12 protein-coding genes are annotated in these 17,212 nt (G+C 39.4%); 3 read left to right on the forward strand and 9 right to left on the reverse strand.

Annotated features, from left to right (window positions below; all coding sequences use genetic code 11):
• Positions 1–54: 54 nt before the first annotated feature.
• The 9 genes from purD to PCY70_RS12535 all read right to left on the reverse strand — a co-directional run bounded on the left by purD (position 55) and on the right by PCY70_RS12535 (position 13,253).
• Positions 55–1,866, reverse strand: a complete 1,812-nt coding sequence (gene purD / locus PCY70_RS12495) for a phosphoribosylamine--glycine ligase (protein WP_305767599.1) — start codon at positions 1,864–1,866, stop codon at positions 55–57.
• Positions 1,867–1,884: 18 nt separating this feature from the next.
• Positions 1,885–2,904, reverse strand: coding sequence for a phosphoribosylformylglycinamidine cyclo-ligase (gene purM, locus PCY70_RS12500; protein WP_334307382.1), 1,020 nt, complete (start codon positions 2,902–2,904; stop codon positions 1,885–1,887).
• 64 nt (positions 2,905–2,968) lie between these two features.
• Positions 2,969–4,339, reverse strand: coding sequence for an amidophosphoribosyltransferase (purF, locus tag PCY70_RS12505; RefSeq protein ID WP_305767602.1), 1,371 nt, complete (start codon positions 4,337–4,339; stop codon positions 2,969–2,971).
• Between the two features lie 10 nt (positions 4,340–4,349).
• Positions 4,350–5,057: a phosphoribosylaminoimidazolesuccinocarboxamide synthase gene (purC, locus tag PCY70_RS12510; RefSeq protein WP_305767603.1), complete on the reverse strand. Its 708-nt coding sequence runs from the start codon at positions 5,055–5,057 to the stop codon at positions 4,350–4,352.
• A gap of 21 nt (positions 5,058–5,078) precedes the next feature.
• Entirely contained in the window at positions 5,079–5,567 is a 489-nt protein-coding gene (purE, locus tag PCY70_RS12515; protein WP_305767605.1) for a 5-(carboxyamino)imidazole ribonucleotide mutase, read from the reverse strand.
• Between the two features lie 32 nt (positions 5,568–5,599).
• Entirely contained in the window at positions 5,600–9,286 is a 3,687-nt protein-coding gene (locus PCY70_RS12520) for a phosphoribosylformylglycinamidine synthase (RefSeq protein ID WP_305767606.1), read from the reverse strand.
• Between the two features lie 132 nt (positions 9,287–9,418).
• Entirely contained in the window at positions 9,419–10,588 is a 1,170-nt protein-coding gene (gene mmsB, locus PCY70_RS12525; RefSeq protein ID WP_305767607.1) for a multiple monosaccharide ABC transporter permease, read from the reverse strand.
• 19 nt (positions 10,589–10,607) lie between these two features.
• A complete protein-coding gene (locus tag PCY70_RS12530; RefSeq protein ID WP_416387544.1) occupies positions 10,608–12,116 on the reverse strand; it encodes an ATP-binding cassette domain-containing protein in 1,509 nt (502 codons plus the stop codon).
• 72 nt (positions 12,117–12,188) lie between these two features.
• Positions 12,189–13,253 carry a sugar-binding protein gene (locus PCY70_RS12535; RefSeq protein ID WP_330697006.1) on the reverse strand — a complete coding sequence of 355 codons (1,065 nt, stop codon included), beginning with the start codon at positions 13,251–13,253 and terminating at the stop codon, positions 12,189–12,191.
• A gap of 149 nt (positions 13,254–13,402) precedes the next feature.
• On the opposite strand from PCY70_RS12535, the gene PCY70_RS12540 reads away from it, so the two are divergent.
• Genes PCY70_RS12540 through PCY70_RS12550 form a run of 3 tightly spaced genes read left to right on the forward strand, consistent with a single transcriptional unit; the run spans position 13,403 to position 17,199 of the window.
• Positions 13,403–15,124 (forward strand): cache domain-containing sensor histidine kinase, encoded by a 1,722-nt coding sequence (locus tag PCY70_RS12540; RefSeq protein ID WP_305767609.1) that lies wholly within the window; start codon positions 13,403–13,405, stop codon positions 15,122–15,124.
• A 1-nt stretch (position 15,125) separates the two neighbouring features.
• A complete protein-coding gene (locus tag PCY70_RS12545; RefSeq protein ID WP_305767611.1) occupies positions 15,126–15,899 on the forward strand; it encodes a response regulator transcription factor in 774 nt (257 codons plus the stop codon).
• A gap of 13 nt (positions 15,900–15,912) precedes the next feature.
• Positions 15,913–17,199 carry an ABC transporter substrate-binding protein gene (locus PCY70_RS12550; protein ID WP_305767613.1) on the forward strand — a complete coding sequence of 429 codons (1,287 nt, stop codon included), beginning with the start codon at positions 15,913–15,915 and terminating at the stop codon, positions 17,197–17,199.
• The last annotated feature ends 13 nt before the right edge of the window (positions 17,200–17,212 follow it).

Consider the following 17,212-nt stretch of genomic DNA (forward strand, 5'->3'; position numbering starts at 1 on the left):
TGGAAACAAAAATGGGCACAAATTGTGGGGTGCTCATTTTTTAATTTAATATTATTAAATTATAGCAATATCTTGTCTGTATTGCATTCCATCAAAAGAAACTTTTTGCACTTCGTGATAAACTTTGTCTCGCGCTGCTGCTACCGAGTCTGCAAGCGTGGTAACGGCAAGTACTCGCCCTCCACTTACAATAATATCTGCGCCGTCTTGCTTTGTGCCAGCCTGAAATACAAAGCCATCAACAGTATCAAGCCCAGAAATTACACGTCTTGCCGAAACGGCATAAGCGGGGTATCCTTCGCTAGCAAGTACAACTGTAACCGAGCATCGCTTATCCCATTCTAGATTTATTTTGTCTAGGCTACCACAACTTACGGCTTGTAATACATCTAATAAATTTGTTTTAAGACGAGGCAATACGCTTTGAGTTTCTGGATCGCCAAATCTTACATTAAATTCTAAAACATAAGGAATATTGTTTACAATCATTAATCCAATAAATAATACGCCTCTAAAATCTAAATTTTCCTCTTTGAAACCATTTATAATAGGTTCTAGAATGGTTTTGTTTAAATTGAGTTTATCGTTGATTATTGGATTAGGAGAAAATCCGCCCATTCCGCCAGTATTGTCACCTTTGTCGTTATCAAAAATTCGTTTATAGTCTCGAGCAGTTTCCATAGGGACGATTATGTTTCCATCAACAAAACAAAGTAGTGATGCCTCGACACCGTCAAGATATTCCTCTATTACGAGACTTTCGCCAGCCCCTTTAAATGTGTCGTTAAATATGTTTTTGATAGCTTGAGTAGCTGCAATATAGTCGTTGCAAATCAAGACGCCTTTGCCAGCTGCCAACCCATCGGCCTTGATAACGACAGGCAAATTAAAGGATTTTAGAGCTTCGAGAGCTGCAGCGATTTCGGTCTTTGCAAAACTTTGGTATTTTGCAGTAGGAATGTTATATTTGGTTAGAAATTCTTTAGTAAACTTTTTACTACCTTCGAACATTGCACAATCTTTAGTGGGTCCAAATATTTTTAATCCTCTTTCAGCAAATTTATCTGATATTCCAGCAACTAACGGAACTTCAGGGCCAACGATGGTGAAGTCAATGTCGTTTGTTGCAGCGAATTCGACGATCGCATCTACATCTTCGGGGCTAATATCCACGTTGATAGCATCTATTCCAGGATTTGCTCGTGTACAAAATAACGTTACGTCATCGTTTTGTCTATTGATGCATTCGCATATTGCGGCTTCGCGACCGCCATTTCCTACTATCAATACTTTCATAAGTTTTTCACCTTCTAAAATTAGTATACTATCTACCAATAAATAATGTTCAATATCGGCTAATATTCGTGCTTGTAGTGATTCTGGAGTTTCATCCGTTGCTATTTTTAGAGATCGTTGCAAAATAATTTTGCCGGTATCGATGCCTTCCTCTACAAAATGAACTGTGGCTCCAGAAAATTTTTCGTGATTATCAAGAACTGCGGAGTGAACGAAGTGTCCATAAAATCCTGCTCCGCCATATTTAGGAAGCAACGAAGGATGAATATTGATGATTTGACCTTTATATTTATTAATTAATGTTGGTCCTAATATTCTCAAGTATCCTGCTAAAACGATCAAGTTTATATCAAAACTCTCTAATATATCAATAATTTCTTCTTCACCTGCAGCGCCTTTTTTGGATACTACAAAACTTGGAATATTATGGTTTTTTGCACGAGTTAAAGCGTAGGCATTTTTTGTATTAGATATCACGCAGCAAATCTTGCTCTTATATCTATTTTGCTGGTCTATCATAGCTTGTAAATTTGTGCCAGAGCCCGATACAAAAACGGCTATATTAAACAAAAAATCAATCCCTTCTTATTAAAAAATAACTTCTTTATTCCCAGGTACAATTTCTCCAATTATGGTAGCAACTTCTCCTGCCTCGGCTAAAATAGCGATTGATTTTGCCGCATCTTCTCGTCCAACAGCAACAACCATTCCGATTCCCATGTTAAATGTATTGTATAACTCCTTTTGGGTGAGGTTTGAAGCTTTTTCTATAAATTTATATATTGCTGGTTTTTTTATCGTTTCTAAATCGATTTTAGCGGATAAATCAGAACTAAACATACGCGGAATATTTTCGATAAAGCCCCCACCAGTGATGTGCGCCATTCCTTTGATAGTAACGTCTTTTTTTAATGCAAGAATACTATTTACATATAATCGAGTGGGTTTTAGTAATGCCTCGCCATAAGTTTGTGCAAGATCTTCGCTATATTCGTTGAGATCGATTTTGGTAATATCTACCAATTTGCGCACCAAGGAGTATCCATTGCTGTGTATACCGCTAGAAGCAAGTCCAATGAGAACATCGCCCTCTTTTAAATTTTTACCATCAATCATATCTTTTTTATCAACTATTCCAACGCAGAAACCAGCAACGTCGTATTCGCCAGTCTTATAGAATCCAGGCATCTCCGCAGTTTCGCCGCCAATCAATGCGCATCCGCTTTCGATACAACCTTGGCTAATTCCTGAAACAATTTCTGCTATGGCATTGGGCGAAATCGTTCCTGTGGCAATGTAATCAAGAAAAAATAACGGGGTTGCTCCAGAGCACAATATATCATTCACACACATAGCAACGCAGTCAATTCCAATTGTATCGTGCTTGTTCATCATAAATGCTAATTTCAGTTTTGTGCCAATCCCATCAGTTCCAGAAACTAAAACGGGTTCTTCCATACCTTTAAAAGCAGCTAAGCTAAATGCTCCTCCAAAACTTCCAATATCAGTGAGCACTCCAGAAGTGAACGTGCTTTTTACCTTCTCGCTAATAGCAGCAACAGCTGCATAACCTCGTGTTACATCAACACCAGCATCTTTATAAGTAATCATAAAATTGCCCCTTTAAATTTATATTATTAGAGAGTGCAGTTGACGCCACACTCTCTGTGGTTTATACCGGTATTTCTATTGGATAATTTCCGTTAAAGCACGCTCGGCAAAACCTGCTTTGATTATCACAAACAGCTCGAAGTCCTTCAAGTGAAAAATAAGTCAAACTATCTGTACCAAGAGAAGTGCAAATTTCATCAACAGTCATGTTAGCACCAATTAAATTTTCTGAGTCTGGTGTATCAATGCCATAGTAGCAACAGTACTTTACAGGAGGCGATGTGATGCATAGATGGACTTCTGTTGCGCCAGCTTTTTTCACCTCGTTTACAAGTCTTCTTGCAGTGGTGCCTCTCACAATTGAATCATCGATCAAAATTACTCGCTTGCCTTGCAAAATCTGGCGCAGTGGCGTTAATTTTAATTTAACAGCAATCTCGCGCAATTCTTGAGTGGGTTGAATAAAGGTTCTGCCTACATAGCGATTTTTAACAAGACCTTCCATATAGGGGATTCCCGACGCTGCTGCAAAGCCAATAGCACCAGGAATTCCAGAATCTGGTACAGGAATAACAAAATCTGCTGTTCCCTTAAACTCTTTTGCAAGCAACTCGCCAGAGCGCCTTCTAAATTCAAACACACTCACTTCGTCGATTACACTGTCAGGGCGCGCAAGATAAATCATTTCAAAAATGCAAAGTTTTTTCTGCCCCCAATGGGTCGCAGGAATACTTGTTAAGCCGTTTTCATCGATAATAACAACTTCGCCCGGCATCACATCTCTTATAAATGTCGCATCAATAACGTCTAACGCACAGCTTTCAGATGCCAAAATATAGCTTCCATCTTCTAATCGTTGCCCTATACAAAGAGGTCTGATGCCATTGGGATCGCGCACTCCGATTAATTGATTTTGCGTGGTAATAACTAAGGCATAGCCACCCTTAATCAGCCCCATGGTATTTTTGAGTGCAGAAACAATTCCCTTTCGATATTGTCGTGCAATCAACTGCAAAATAGATTCAGAATCGAGGGTGGTATGAAAAATTGCACCTTCTTCTTCTAGCATATCACGAATGCTTTCTCCATTTGTTAGGTTTCCGTTGTGCCCCAAAGCAATAGCGCCGTGTTTATATTGCGCAACAACAGGTTGGCAATTGTTTAGTTCTTTAACTCCAGAAGTGGAATATCTCACGTGTCCGATCGCTATTTTTCCTTTTAAGTTTTCTAGTTTTTCTTCGCTAAATACTTCGGAAACAAGACCCATTCCTTTGATAGAGTCGAGTTTTCCGTCTTTATTAGTAGTAATTCCAGCGCTCTCTTGTCCTCGATGTTGAAGAGCATATAGTCCATAATACGCAAGTTTTGAAGCCAAATTTTCATCATTTACATAAATGCCAATAACTCCACATTCTTCTCGTAGTTTATCCATCTTTATCTCCCTAATGCCTAGTAACGCGGTTTAACATTTCCTGATAAACTTCTTCTACTTCGCCAAGATTTTGTCTAAATCTATCTTTATCAAGCTTCTTGCCAGTGGCCTTATCCCAAAATCTGCAGGTATCTGGAGAAATTTCATCTGCTAAAATTATGTCCCCATTCAATCTACCGACTTCTATCTTAAAGTCGATCAATTTAACACCAATAGTATTAAAATATTCAGATAATATTTCATTAACTCTAGTGGCTATATACGCGATTTTTTCAAGCTCGCGAGGAGTGGCAATATCTAACGCCAACACTTGAGAAGTATTAATCATAGGGTCGCCTAGTGCATCATCTTTTAGGCAAAATTCTAAGGTTGGTTGCTTTAATACAGTTCCTTCTGCAACACCAAAACGTTTTGAAAATGATCCAGCTGCAACATTGCGGATGATTACTTCTAGAGGTACTATAGAAACAGCTTTAACCAAAGTTTCGCGTTCATTTAATTCTTGTATAAAATGAGTTTTGATACCAGATTTTTCTAATAATTGGCAAATACGATTGCTCATAATATTATTTACTTCACCTTTGCCTGCAATCTCGCCTTTTTTTTCTCCATTAAATGCTGTTGCAGAATCTTTGTAAGAAACAATATATTTATCTTGATCACTTGTTGTATAGACTCTTTTTGCTTTACCTTCATATAACAATTCTAATTTTTCCATATATATATTCGCTCCTTTTAATTATTGAAACATTTCTGAAACTTTTTTGTCTTTTTCTATTACTTTTGCGGCCATATTTTCTTTGTAATCTTGAAGCTTTGCGGCAACGCTTGGATCAGATAGACCAAGAATCTGAAGCGCTAGTAACCCTGCGTTTAAGCCCGCATCAATTCCAACGCAAGCAACAGGAATACCCGGAGGCATCTGGACCATTGCTAACAAGGCGTCGAGGCCATCCAGTACTTTTGCAGAAACAGGAAGGGCTATTACTGGCAATGTGGTATATGCCGCCAAAACCCCTGCTAAGTGTGCTGCTTTTCCAGCGGCTGCGATGATAACCCCAAATCCATTCGCCTTTGCATTTTTGGCAAACTCTTCTGCAATTACGGGAGTTCGATGGGCAGAAATGACACGAACACTCACTTCTACACCAAATGATTTTACTACTTCTACTGCGGGTCTAACAACTTCCAAATCGGAGTCGCTACCCATTATAAACGCAACTTTCATTATATCCTCCTATTTAATTTGATTTATATATATTATCTAAAGTATTCCACTCCTGCTGCAAACAATTTTTGGTTTTTATTTCCAGAAATATTTTTAAGCACATTAGTATCAAAGCGCTCGCTATGCCCCATTTTGCCAAGTATACGCCCATCAGCTGAAACAATTCCTTCAATATTATAAAGGCTTCCGTTTGGACTTGCGCCTCTATATGCGTTGCCTAGAGCGTCCACGTATTGGCTAAAAATTTGTCCGTTGTTTAGTAGAGTTTTGAGTGTTGACTCTGCCGCCATAAATCTGCCTTCACCATGTGAAATCGGGATGCTATAGAATTCGCCTACTGTTAGATTGCTTAACCAAGGCGACTTGTTGCTAGTGATTTGGGTGTTGGCAATCGTGGAGATATGCTTTCCGATGGTGTTAAATGTTAGCGTAGGTGAGTCAGATTCCATTGTTACAATTTCTCCATTTGGCAATAACCCAAGTTTCACTAGTACCTGAAATCCGTTGCATATGCCGATCATTAGTCCGTCGATTAGTTGGTGTGCGACCGCTTCTTTGATCGATTCGTTTCTGAAAACTGTTGCGATAAATTTGCCGCTTCCATCGGGCTCGTCGCCTGCAGAAAAGCCGCCTGGAAAGGCTACGATGTTTGCTGTTCTGATGGCTGTTGCGAGGGCCGTTGTTGCGTCTTCGATCTGTTTTGCAGTACGGTTTAAAAATACTAGTTGCTGAACTTCGGCACCTGCCGCTTCAAATGATTTTTGCATGTCATATTCACAATTTGTTCCAGGAAAAACGGGAATCAGAACTTTAGGTTTTGCCACTTTGTTCTTTGCTGTATAGACAGTTTTTGTCTCGTATAACTTGATTGGTGCTGCTGATTTATCTGCATTGTCAAAACTTTTGAACACATCATTTAGCGTTGAATTGGTAGTGCTTATAATAGAATCGAGTGCAAATTCAAAGTTGTTAATTGCCATCTTTGTAGTTGCATTGGTTGTTCCAATTACTGTAAATATATCAGTATTAATTTGCGTTGTTTCTGATACTTCTAATATTATGTCGCCAAAATATTCAGCCAATGGGGAAGCAGTTTTAACTAGGCAGCCAATTTTGTTGCCAATACACATTTGTGCCAGTGCATAGCTAATGCCGCCATAGCCTACTGCGTAACTACTTTTGATTAAACCTTCTTTTATATATCCCTCAAGGAGTTTATACGCAGTTTTGATATACTCAAAGTTTGGCATTTCATACTCATCGCGCGGTATGTGTAAATGGAGTATATACGAATTTTTATCTTTAAAGCTTCCGCTAACACAGTTTTTCGCAGAACCAACACTACAAGCAAACGAAATAAATGTTGGTGGTACTGTTAACTCGCCAAATGTTCCAGACATACTATCTTTGCCGCCTATCGCTCCGATGCCTAGATTTTTTTGCGCAACCAAAGCACCTAGTAGAGTCGCAACAGGCTTTCCCCATGTACTAGGAGTATTGCCCAAGCGTTCGAAATATTCCTGAAATGATAAATAAATTTTATCGAAGTTTCCTCCTAATGCGATTTGTTTTGCAACAGATTCTATGATGGCATATATGGCTCCGTGGAAAGGAGATTTTTCGCTAAGATTTGGTGAAAATCCATGGGTCATATATGTTGCAGCGTCGGTGGATCCTGCCAATACAGGAATTTTTGATACCATGCCAATTTCTTTTGTAAGCTGGTAAAATCCTCCATAAGGCATTAATACGGTACATTTGCCAATGGTATTATCAAATTGGGAGGTCAACGGCTTCTGAGAACTTGCATTTAAGCTTGCAAACATTTTATCAATATCCGATTTTGAAACTTTTGCCGGTGATGCTATAGCTGTTGCCGGTGCCACATACGCATCGACTACATTTTTGACTCCAGCACTGTCCAAAAACTCTCGCGAAATATCAACGATTTTCTCCGATCTCCAGGTCATTACAAGCCTTCCGTCATCTGTTACATCTGCAACTGCAACGGCACTCAAATTTTCGGCGGCACATAAATTTAGGCACAGCGCAACGTCCTCTGGTGCCACAGCCACAGCCATCCTCTCTTGTGATTCAGAAATTGCAAGCTCGGTTCCGTCAAGTCCTGTATATTTGATTGGCACCTTGTCGAGATTGATTATCAAGCTATCTGCTATCTCGCCTATTGCAACGCAAACTCCGCCTGCGCCAAAGTCATTACAACGCTTAACACAAGCAGTGAATGCTGGATTTCTAAATAGTCGTTGAAGCTTTCGTTCTTCTACAGGATTACCTTTTTGTACTTCAGATCCACATAGCTCAATGGATTCTTTGGTGTGTTCTTTAGATGAGCCAGTTGCACCTCCGCAGCCATCCCTGCCAGTTGCTCCTCCGATTAATAAAATCACATCTCCAGCTGCAGGAGTTTCGCGGCGTACTTGTGATTTTGGTACCGCACCCACTACCGCACCAACCTCTAACCTCTTTGCTTTATAGCCGTCGTGATAATATTCTTTGACTTCACCGGTGGCGAGTCCGATTTGGTTGCCGTATGAACTGTACCCATTTGCCGCGACAGTTGTAATCTGGCGTTGTGGAAGCTTTCCAGGAATAGTTTTGTCGACGCTTTCTGTGGGATCGCCAGCACCAGTAATTCGCATTGCCTGATATACATAGGCTCTGCCAGAAAGTGGGTCGCGAATCGCACCGCCCAGACATGTTGCTGCGCCACCAAAGGGCTCGATTTCTGTTGGATGGTTATGAGTTTCGTTTTTAAATAGGATCAGATACTCTTCGTTTGCTCCATCAACTTCTATCACATCTTCTATAGTACAAGCGTTAATTTCATCGGACTCAACCAAGTGTGGTAATTTTCCTTCTGCTTTAAGGTATTTTACAATCACAGTGGCCATATCCATCAGGCATACTTTTTTGGTACTGTCGCCTCGTAACTGATGGTAGAGCTTTACGGCTGCTGCTATTGGAGTGTTTGAAGCACAATCTGCTACATCGATATTGGCAATTTCTGTCATAAACGTCGTATGCCTGCAGTGATCTGACCAATACGTATCAACCACTTTGAGCTCCGTAAATGAAGGATTGCGATGCTCCGATCTAAAATAATCGCGAAAATATATTAGATCTTCGGCGCTCATAGCCAAGCCGTTTGCATTTCTAAATTCGGCAATTGCGTCATCAGTTAAATCGATAAATCCATCGAGAATAGCGACATTTTTGGGTGTGGGATGATCAATCTTAAGAGAGGTGAATGTATCGAGGGATACGAGTTCTTTTTCAACCTTATTGATGAGATGATTTTGGATTTTGTATTTATCAGTTTCGCTCAGATTTCCAGCAATGCTATATACTGTTGCTGTTTTGACGGTAGGCTTTTGTGTACTATCCAGTAGTGAGATGCACTGCTCGCATGAGTCGGCTCTTTGGTCATATTGCCCATTAAGAAAGCTTGTGGCAAATGTGAAGTCGTCTGGTGTAGTTGGTAATTGCTCATATATTATATCTGTTTGTGGTTCGCTAAATATAGTTACCTTAGCTTTTGCATAAACATCTTCTTTTATATTTTCGACATCATATCTATTAAAAATTCGAACATTGGTGACAGTATCGATGTGTAGAAAACTGATAAGTTCCTCAGTGATTTTTTCTGCAAAATTATCGATACCTGATTTTTTTTCTACATATAATCTATAGATTGCCATTTCATACTCCTTGTATATCATTTTCACTAAGAGTATCATTGTTAAAAATAATTGTCAATATATTTTTGGATTCGATGCATAATAAGAAAGACCATCGCACTTATGGTTTAGTGAGACAGTCTCAATTTTGGGTTATGCTTTTTGTTTTTTGGAAACGATATCGAATATTACGGCCGCTAGCAATACAAGTCCTTTAACGACCTTTTGATAGTTTGAATCTACACCCATAATAGACATCCCAAGGTTTATAACGCCCATTAGTAATGCGCCGACGATAACTCCAGGAACGGTACCAACTCCGCCATATGCAGATGCGCCTCCGATAAAGCAAGCGCTGATCGCATCCATTTCGTAGTTGGTTCCATAAGTAGGTTGCGCAGAAGTCATACGAGCAATGGTTAGCATTCCGGCTAATGCTGAAAGTAGACCCATGTTGGCATATGCAATGAAATAGACTTTGCTAGTGTTGATGCCAGAAAGTCGTGTTGCCTTTTCGTTTCCCCCCACCGCATAGAAGTGGCGCCCGATAGTGGTTTTGGATGTAATATATCCATATAATGCGACAACGACGGCAACCCAGATTAGTGCCGTTGGTACACCTTTGTATTGACTAAATTGAATTGCGAAAAACATGATGGTCGCAGCAATTAAAACTACTTTTATAGTCACTTTTATAGCAGAAACGTCTTGCCCTATTGCTCTCTTTTTTGATAATGCAAACCACTCGAATCCCACGTATGCTAACGAGGCAACGATTCCCAAAACTATAGCAAGAATATTAATCTCCGAGCCACCAAAAATATCAGGTATGTAGCAATCCGCTCCACCACCAAACATCTGTACAAACGTTGTGTGAGATGCTATTGACAGTGTTTTGCCTTGCAGAACCACGTTAGAGAGCCCTCGAAAAACTAGCATTCCCGCAAGAGTCACTATAAAAGGAGGCACTCGTACAAAGGCAACCCAGTAGCCTTGCCATATTCCAATTAAGAGTCCAACGCCAAGCATAAATGCAATTACTAAAATGATGTTCATATCGCTGGTAAGCATCAGTGCTCCCACCGCACCCACAAAGCAAACTACGGATCCAACAGATAAGTCGATGTTCCCTCCTGTTAATATGCATAGCAACATGCCCACTGCTAATACAAATACGTATGCGTTTTGGGCAATGAGATTTGTGATGTTTTGAGGCATTAAAATTTTTCCGCCAGTTTGAACGTTAAAAAAGATTACAACAAATATTAAAATCAAAATCATAGTATACTTTTGAATCCAGCTCAATACTTTTGCCTTTCCCATTGTAATGCTCCTTTCCTTATTAATGCTTTAATATAGCAGACATAATTTTCTCTTGCGTTGCATCTGCTTGTGAAAATTCACCTACAATTTTACCTTCATTCATAACATAAATGCGATCGCTCATTCCTAATACTTCTGGAAGCTCCGAAGAGATCATGATGACAGACTTTCCAGAGGCAACCAATTCGTTGATGATAGTATAAATTTCGTATTTTGCACCGACGTCGATGCCTCGTGTAGGTTCATCTAAAATTAGTACATCGGGATTGGAGAAAATCCATTTGGAGAGTAATACTTTTTGCTGATTACCACCCGAAAGGTTGCCTACCAATTGTTCAACGCTGGTGCATTTGGTATGCATTTTTTTTGCGAAGTCTGCAGCGATGGTGTATTCTTTGTCTACATCTATGATGGTATTGGTGGAGACTGCAGATAAGTTTGCGAGAGTGGTGTTGGTTTTAATGGAGTTTGACAGAATCAGCCCGTTGCCCTTGCGATCTTCTGTAACATAAGCAAGGCCCATTTCTATTGCTTGGCGAATGTTGCCGACCTTTTTTTCTTTGCCGCCCAGCTTGAGAGTTCCAGAGATGCCTACTCCGTAGCTTTTTCCAAAAAGGCTCATGGCAAGTTCGGTTCTTCCGGCACCCATTAGACCAGAAAATCCAATCACCTCGCCTTTTCTTACATAGAATGATGCGTCGTCTACAACTTTGCGATCTGTGTAGATAGGGTGATGGACTGTCCAGTTCGCAACCTCCATAGAGATTTCGTCTGAAATGGTTTTGTTTGTTCGCTTAGGAAAACGATCGGATAACTCACGCCCAACCATTCCGCTGATTATTCGATCTTCGGTAAAATCATCAACGCCTTTGGTCAAAGTTTCGACGCTCTGGCCATCACGAATTATTGTAATTTCGTCTGCAACATAAGATACTTCGTTGAGCTTGTGCGTAATGATAATGCATGTCATCCCCTGAGCTTTAAATTCCAATAATAAATCGAGAAGCGACTGAGAATCTTGCTCATTGAGAGAAGAAGTTGGTTCGTCGAGAATTAGTAGTTTGGCATCTTTGGCGAGTGCCTTTGCGATTTCAACCAGTTGCTGTTTGCCAACCCCTATATCACATACTTTTGTGCGAGATGATTCTGTAAGACCCACAGTTCTTAGGTGCGCATCAGCTTGTTTATATGTAGAGTGCCAATCGATGGCAAACTTTTTTCCTCGTTCATTGCCTAAAAACATATTTTCACCGATAGTTAATTCCTGAATTAACGCAAGTTCTTGGTGAATAATTACGATTCCTTTGGATTCACTATCTGTAATTTTGGTGAATTTGCACAAAGTGTCGTTGTACATAATTTCGCCAGTATACGAACCATATGCGTATACACCACTTAAAACATTCATCAACGTAGATTTTCCCGCACCATTTTCTCCAACCAAAGCATGAATATGGCCTCTTTTAACTTGTAGATTAACATTATTAAGAGCTTTAACTGCAGAAAACGTTTTTGTAATATTTTTCATTTCTAGTATAAAATCAGACAATAATATCCCTCCTTTAAAAGAGGAATGATCAACATCCCTCGGGGTCACTGTTTATGGTTGAACTTCTTCTGGAGTGTAGTATCCAGTATCGATAAGCAGTTCTTCATAATTATTTATAGTTGCAATGACAGGCTCACATAAATATGAAGGAATTATTCCGGTTCCATTATCATATGTTGTGGTATCGTTAATAGGAGGTTCGCTACCTTTCATAAGTGCATCTACCATTTCGACAGTTTTTTCGGCCAGCATACGGGTATCTTTAAATACTGACATCTCTTGCTTGCCTGCAATTATATTTTGTACAGATACAATATCACAATCTTGGCCGGTAAGAAGCGGATAGTCTCCATCATATGAAGATACCAAAGCATTAGCAACTCCCTGGGCAGTGGAATCGTTTGAGGCTAGAACGATATCTAGGTCTTCATCTGCATAGTATGATGCCAATATATTTTCAAAGCGAGCTTGTGCGGCATCGGTTGCCCAGTTGGTTGTGGCAACTTCAGTTTGCTCGGTCTGACCAGAGAGGCATTCGAGTGTACCCGCGTCTAGGTATGGCTGCAGAACGCTCATGGCACCGCCGAAGAAGAAATTAATGTTGTTATCGCCAGGGTCTCCTGTAATAAATTCGATGGTATAAGTTTCATCAGTAGAGTCTAAATCTAATTTATTTACAATATACTCACCTTGCTTCACACCAACGTCCCAGTTGTCAAATGTTGCATAATAGCTAATCGCATCTGTGTCCATAATTAGACGGTCATACGCAATAACTTCGATATCGTTTGCCTTTGCTTGCGCCATAACAGTTCCCAAGGAAGAGCCGTCAATTGAGCCAATAACAAGGGTTTGGACGCCGCTAGCAATCATGTTTTCGATTTGAGAAACCTGGGTTGCGATATCATTGGCAGCGAATTGTAAGTCGACAGTGTATCCAGCTTTTTCGAGTTGAGCCTTCATATTTGCTCCGTCCTGATTCCAACGTTGTAAATCTTGAGTGGGCATAGAGACCCCAACAAGATTGCTTGTATCGACAGGAGTACTGGTATCGGCACAGGCTGAGAGTGCAAAGGTTATACTAGAAAGTAACGCTATTGATAAAAATTTTTTCATAATTTCAACCCTTTCTGTTAAATTTATTATTAAATAATAGAATACAATTTATATAATGTCAACATGTTTTTAACAATGCATACAAAAATATAATATATCGTATCATAAATGTCATTGCAGTAAAATAATACAAAGAAATGAGAAGATTAATGAATAAACTACAAATTAGAACAAAAATAATTTTAATTTACATCGCAGTGCTTATTTTGACATTTTCTGTTACTGCCATTGCGATTGCCAATATCACTCAACGATATATCGAACAAGAAGTTAGAGGGGCAGGAAAGCAAACAATCAGTGCATTAGCCGAAAATTTGAATTTTATATTTGATAATGTTACGCAGTTTTCAAATTTAATATATTTTGATGATGACGTACAAGAATCTTTGATTAGCATCTCGCAAGATTATATAGAGCCTAAGATCAACAAAGAGATAAACCAGAGTTTGAGCAATATTATTTTATCGGCCGACTACATTGCTAGTGCTTTTGTATTTGATAAATATTTGAATTCATACTCGGCATATAAAGTGGCGCCAATTTATGTAGACCCCCAAAAAATTACTCAAACCGATTGGTATACGCAGATGAAAGCGGCAGATGGGAACGGATTTTTTGTGCATCGAAGCGAAAATGTGCTGCAGTTTCCGTATAGAGACGATTTAAACTATATTTCATATATACGCGAAATAGGTAATAAAGAAAATTACGAGCCTATTGCAATATTATTATTGACTATAGAAGCCGAAACATTTCATAAGTTTTTTGATAAAGTGAGTTCGGCATATGATTCACAATTTTTTATCGTTGATGCGACAGGCGAGTTTATAATTCCTCCCAAAGAAAATGTTACGCAATACCAAAATTATGTTGCGTTCGATATGAAAAATGGCGAAGTAGTTACAGTCGCAGATCACACGGCGGTGGTTGTAAGCAAAAAGTTACCCCATGCAGAATGGACATTGATGGGGAGCTTTAAGATTCGTAACATCGGAAAAAATATTCCATTTTATGCCATAATCATAGGCATTATGCTGTTAAATATAGTGGTTGCGGTGTTGTATTCTGCTGAAGTAAACCGAATGATTTTCGATCCGCTAGATGCTATTGCATTGCACATGAAGCTGATAGAAACAGGAAAATTTGTTGAGATGCCAGTGGAGCTATCTGAAAACGAAATAACTCGCCTAAAAAAAGTGTTCAATCATATGGCAGCTTCTATAGAAATGTTGATCGAAAAGGTAAAGGAAGAGGAACACGTCAATGCTAAAAGCGAGATCAATCTAATTCAAGCGCAAATTAATCCACACTTTTTGTATAATACATTGGATGCGGTATCGGCACTGGCATTAATGGAGGATCATAAAAAATGTTTTCAGATGGTGCAGGCTTTGGGAAAATTTTACAGAAATAGTTTAAATAGTGGGCGAGATTTTATAACAATTGAACAAGAAGTGGCGAGTATAGTTAGCTATATTACGATTCTAAATATACGTTATGATAATAAAATTCAATTTTCATATGATATAGAAGAGGAGCTAAAGCCTGTAATGATGCTAAAATTATTGCTGCAACCAGTTGTGGAAAACGCTGTATATCATGGCATAAAAGAAAAAGAGGGTAGCGGAGCTATTCATATCAAGATTTATCGCGATGAAGATGAAATCATTTTTATTATTACGGATGATGGTTGCGGAATGGACGATGAGCGAATAGAGCAGGTACTAAACGGCAATGTGGAGAATTCCGGATTTGGCATATACAGTCTAATTCAGAGAGTCAAGCTATATTATCATATAGAAAATCCGATTGCTATTTATAGCGAAATTGAAAGTGGCACCGAATTTATAATCAGAATTAAGGTGGTGTAATATGATAAAGGTATTGCTAGTAGATGATGAAAAATTGGAAAGAGTTTTAATACGAAAGGGGTTTGATTGGGCAAAGCATGGGTTTGAAATTATTGGTGAAGCTTCTAGCGCTGCAGAGGCGTTAAAATTTATACAAAGCAGTATTCCGGACCTAATTTTAACCGATATAAATATGCCACAAATGAATGGATTGGAGCTTACGGCAAAAATACGAAAACAATTGCCGAACTGCCAGATCGTGATCGTAACAGGATATAGAGAATTTGATTATGCGCGACGAGCATTGAAGTTGGGGGTAACGGACTTTTTGCTAAAGCCAATTAATATGGAAGAGATTGCGGCGTTGGTTGAGACGTTGAAATTTGATGCGCAAACTAAAAAGGCCCCACCAAACATCACGAATACGATCGAGGTAATAAAGGCAGAACCCACCCAAAATAAGAGGTTACACAAAATTATTATAGAGGCACTAGATTATGTTAGCACCGAAATCTATAATCCGGATCTCTCTCTAAAATTAGTGGCAGCAAAAACGTATTCCAACGAAAGTTATCTAAGTAGGCTGTTTAAGCAAGAAATTGGAGTTAGCCTGATAGAATATATTACGCAAAAACGAATCAACGAGAGTATTAGGTTACTAAACGAAACAGATTTGAAGGTCTATGAGGTTGCAGAGCAGGTGGGATTTCGTGATGCGCACTACTTTGGAATATGCTTTAAAAAGCGTACCGGGCTAACTGTTAAAGAGTTTAAGAGCGGCAAAGAGATACAGTAACGGGAGGAAAAGTATGAAGAAATTTTTATTGCTAATGGTACATGGAATGATTACAGTATGTTTTGTTTCATGCGCAGCGGAGGTTTCGGATGTAGAAGAAAATTCAGAAAATATAGTAAATCTAAACGTGTGGCATCAGTGGACAAATGAATCTAATCAGCTAAAATCGCTTTACGAAGCTGCAGTTGCCGAATATAAGGCGATGAATCCAAATATTACCATTACTACCAAAACGCTATCAACAGAAGCGTATAAAACCAAGATTGCGGCAGAGTTTGCGGGGAGAGCGGATAGCATCGATATATTTTATTATTGGGGAGCGGGGACAGCAAAAAAGTTGGTTGATGCAAACAAGCTATTGCCTCTGGATGAATACATTACAGATCTAACAAAAATTTTGCCTGGCGCAATTTCAGCGTTTGAGTTTGATAATAAAGTATATTCATTGCCATCATTTTCGTGGGTGATGTCTCTTTATGCCAACACAGAGCTGTTTGCTAAGGCGGATGCGCAACTGCCAGCTACATACGATCAACTGCTTGTTGCCTGCGAAAAATTGAAAACTTTGGAGGGGGTAACGCCAATCGCATCGGGTGCAAAAGACGGCTGGGATGCGGCATTCATCTATCAGGCACTGGTAATGAGAGAAGTGGGAGCTGCAAATGTAAATAGTATGCTAAAATCTGAAGCAACATTTGGAGATGATCCAGGTTATGCCGAGGCTGCAGCAAAAGTTGTGGAGCTAGTGGAGATGGAAGCATTTGGCGAAAATCCGCTAGAGAATGGCTATGATGCTGCCAACATTGCTTTTATGAACGGCGAGGCAGCAATGAGGATTACGGGAAGCTGGTTTGCAAACCAAGTTTATCTGAACGAAGAGTCACAAATAAATCCAGACAAAATCATAGCATTAGATATTCCGATAATAGAAGGGAAGGGCGAGAAATCAGATTATGTAGGAGGGTTTATAGAATCGTTTTGGGTGAACAAAAATACGAAACACAAAGAAGAGGCAGCCAAGTTTGCGATATATATCAACGAGCAAATGGGTATTGCCGCATATGAGACAGGCGCTGGATTTAGCGGATGGGATGTTGAAATGGACGAGAGAAATCTCAATCCACTGTTAATTCAAATCAAGGACTTGCTAGCAGAATATAAGACAGGAGTTTTTGCTTGGGATACAGCACTAGAATCAGCTGCAGCGATGGTGCATAACGAGCAAGTGCAAACGTTATTTGGATCCGACGCGAGCGTTTCCGAGTTTATAGAAGAGCACCGGGATCTGCTAAATAAGTAATAGGATGCGTCGC

The organism is Candidatus Epulonipiscium viviparus (genome assembly GCF_030708075.1).
Lineage (GTDB): Bacteria > Bacillota > Clostridia > Lachnospirales > Cellulosilyticaceae > Epulonipiscioides > Epulonipiscioides viviparus.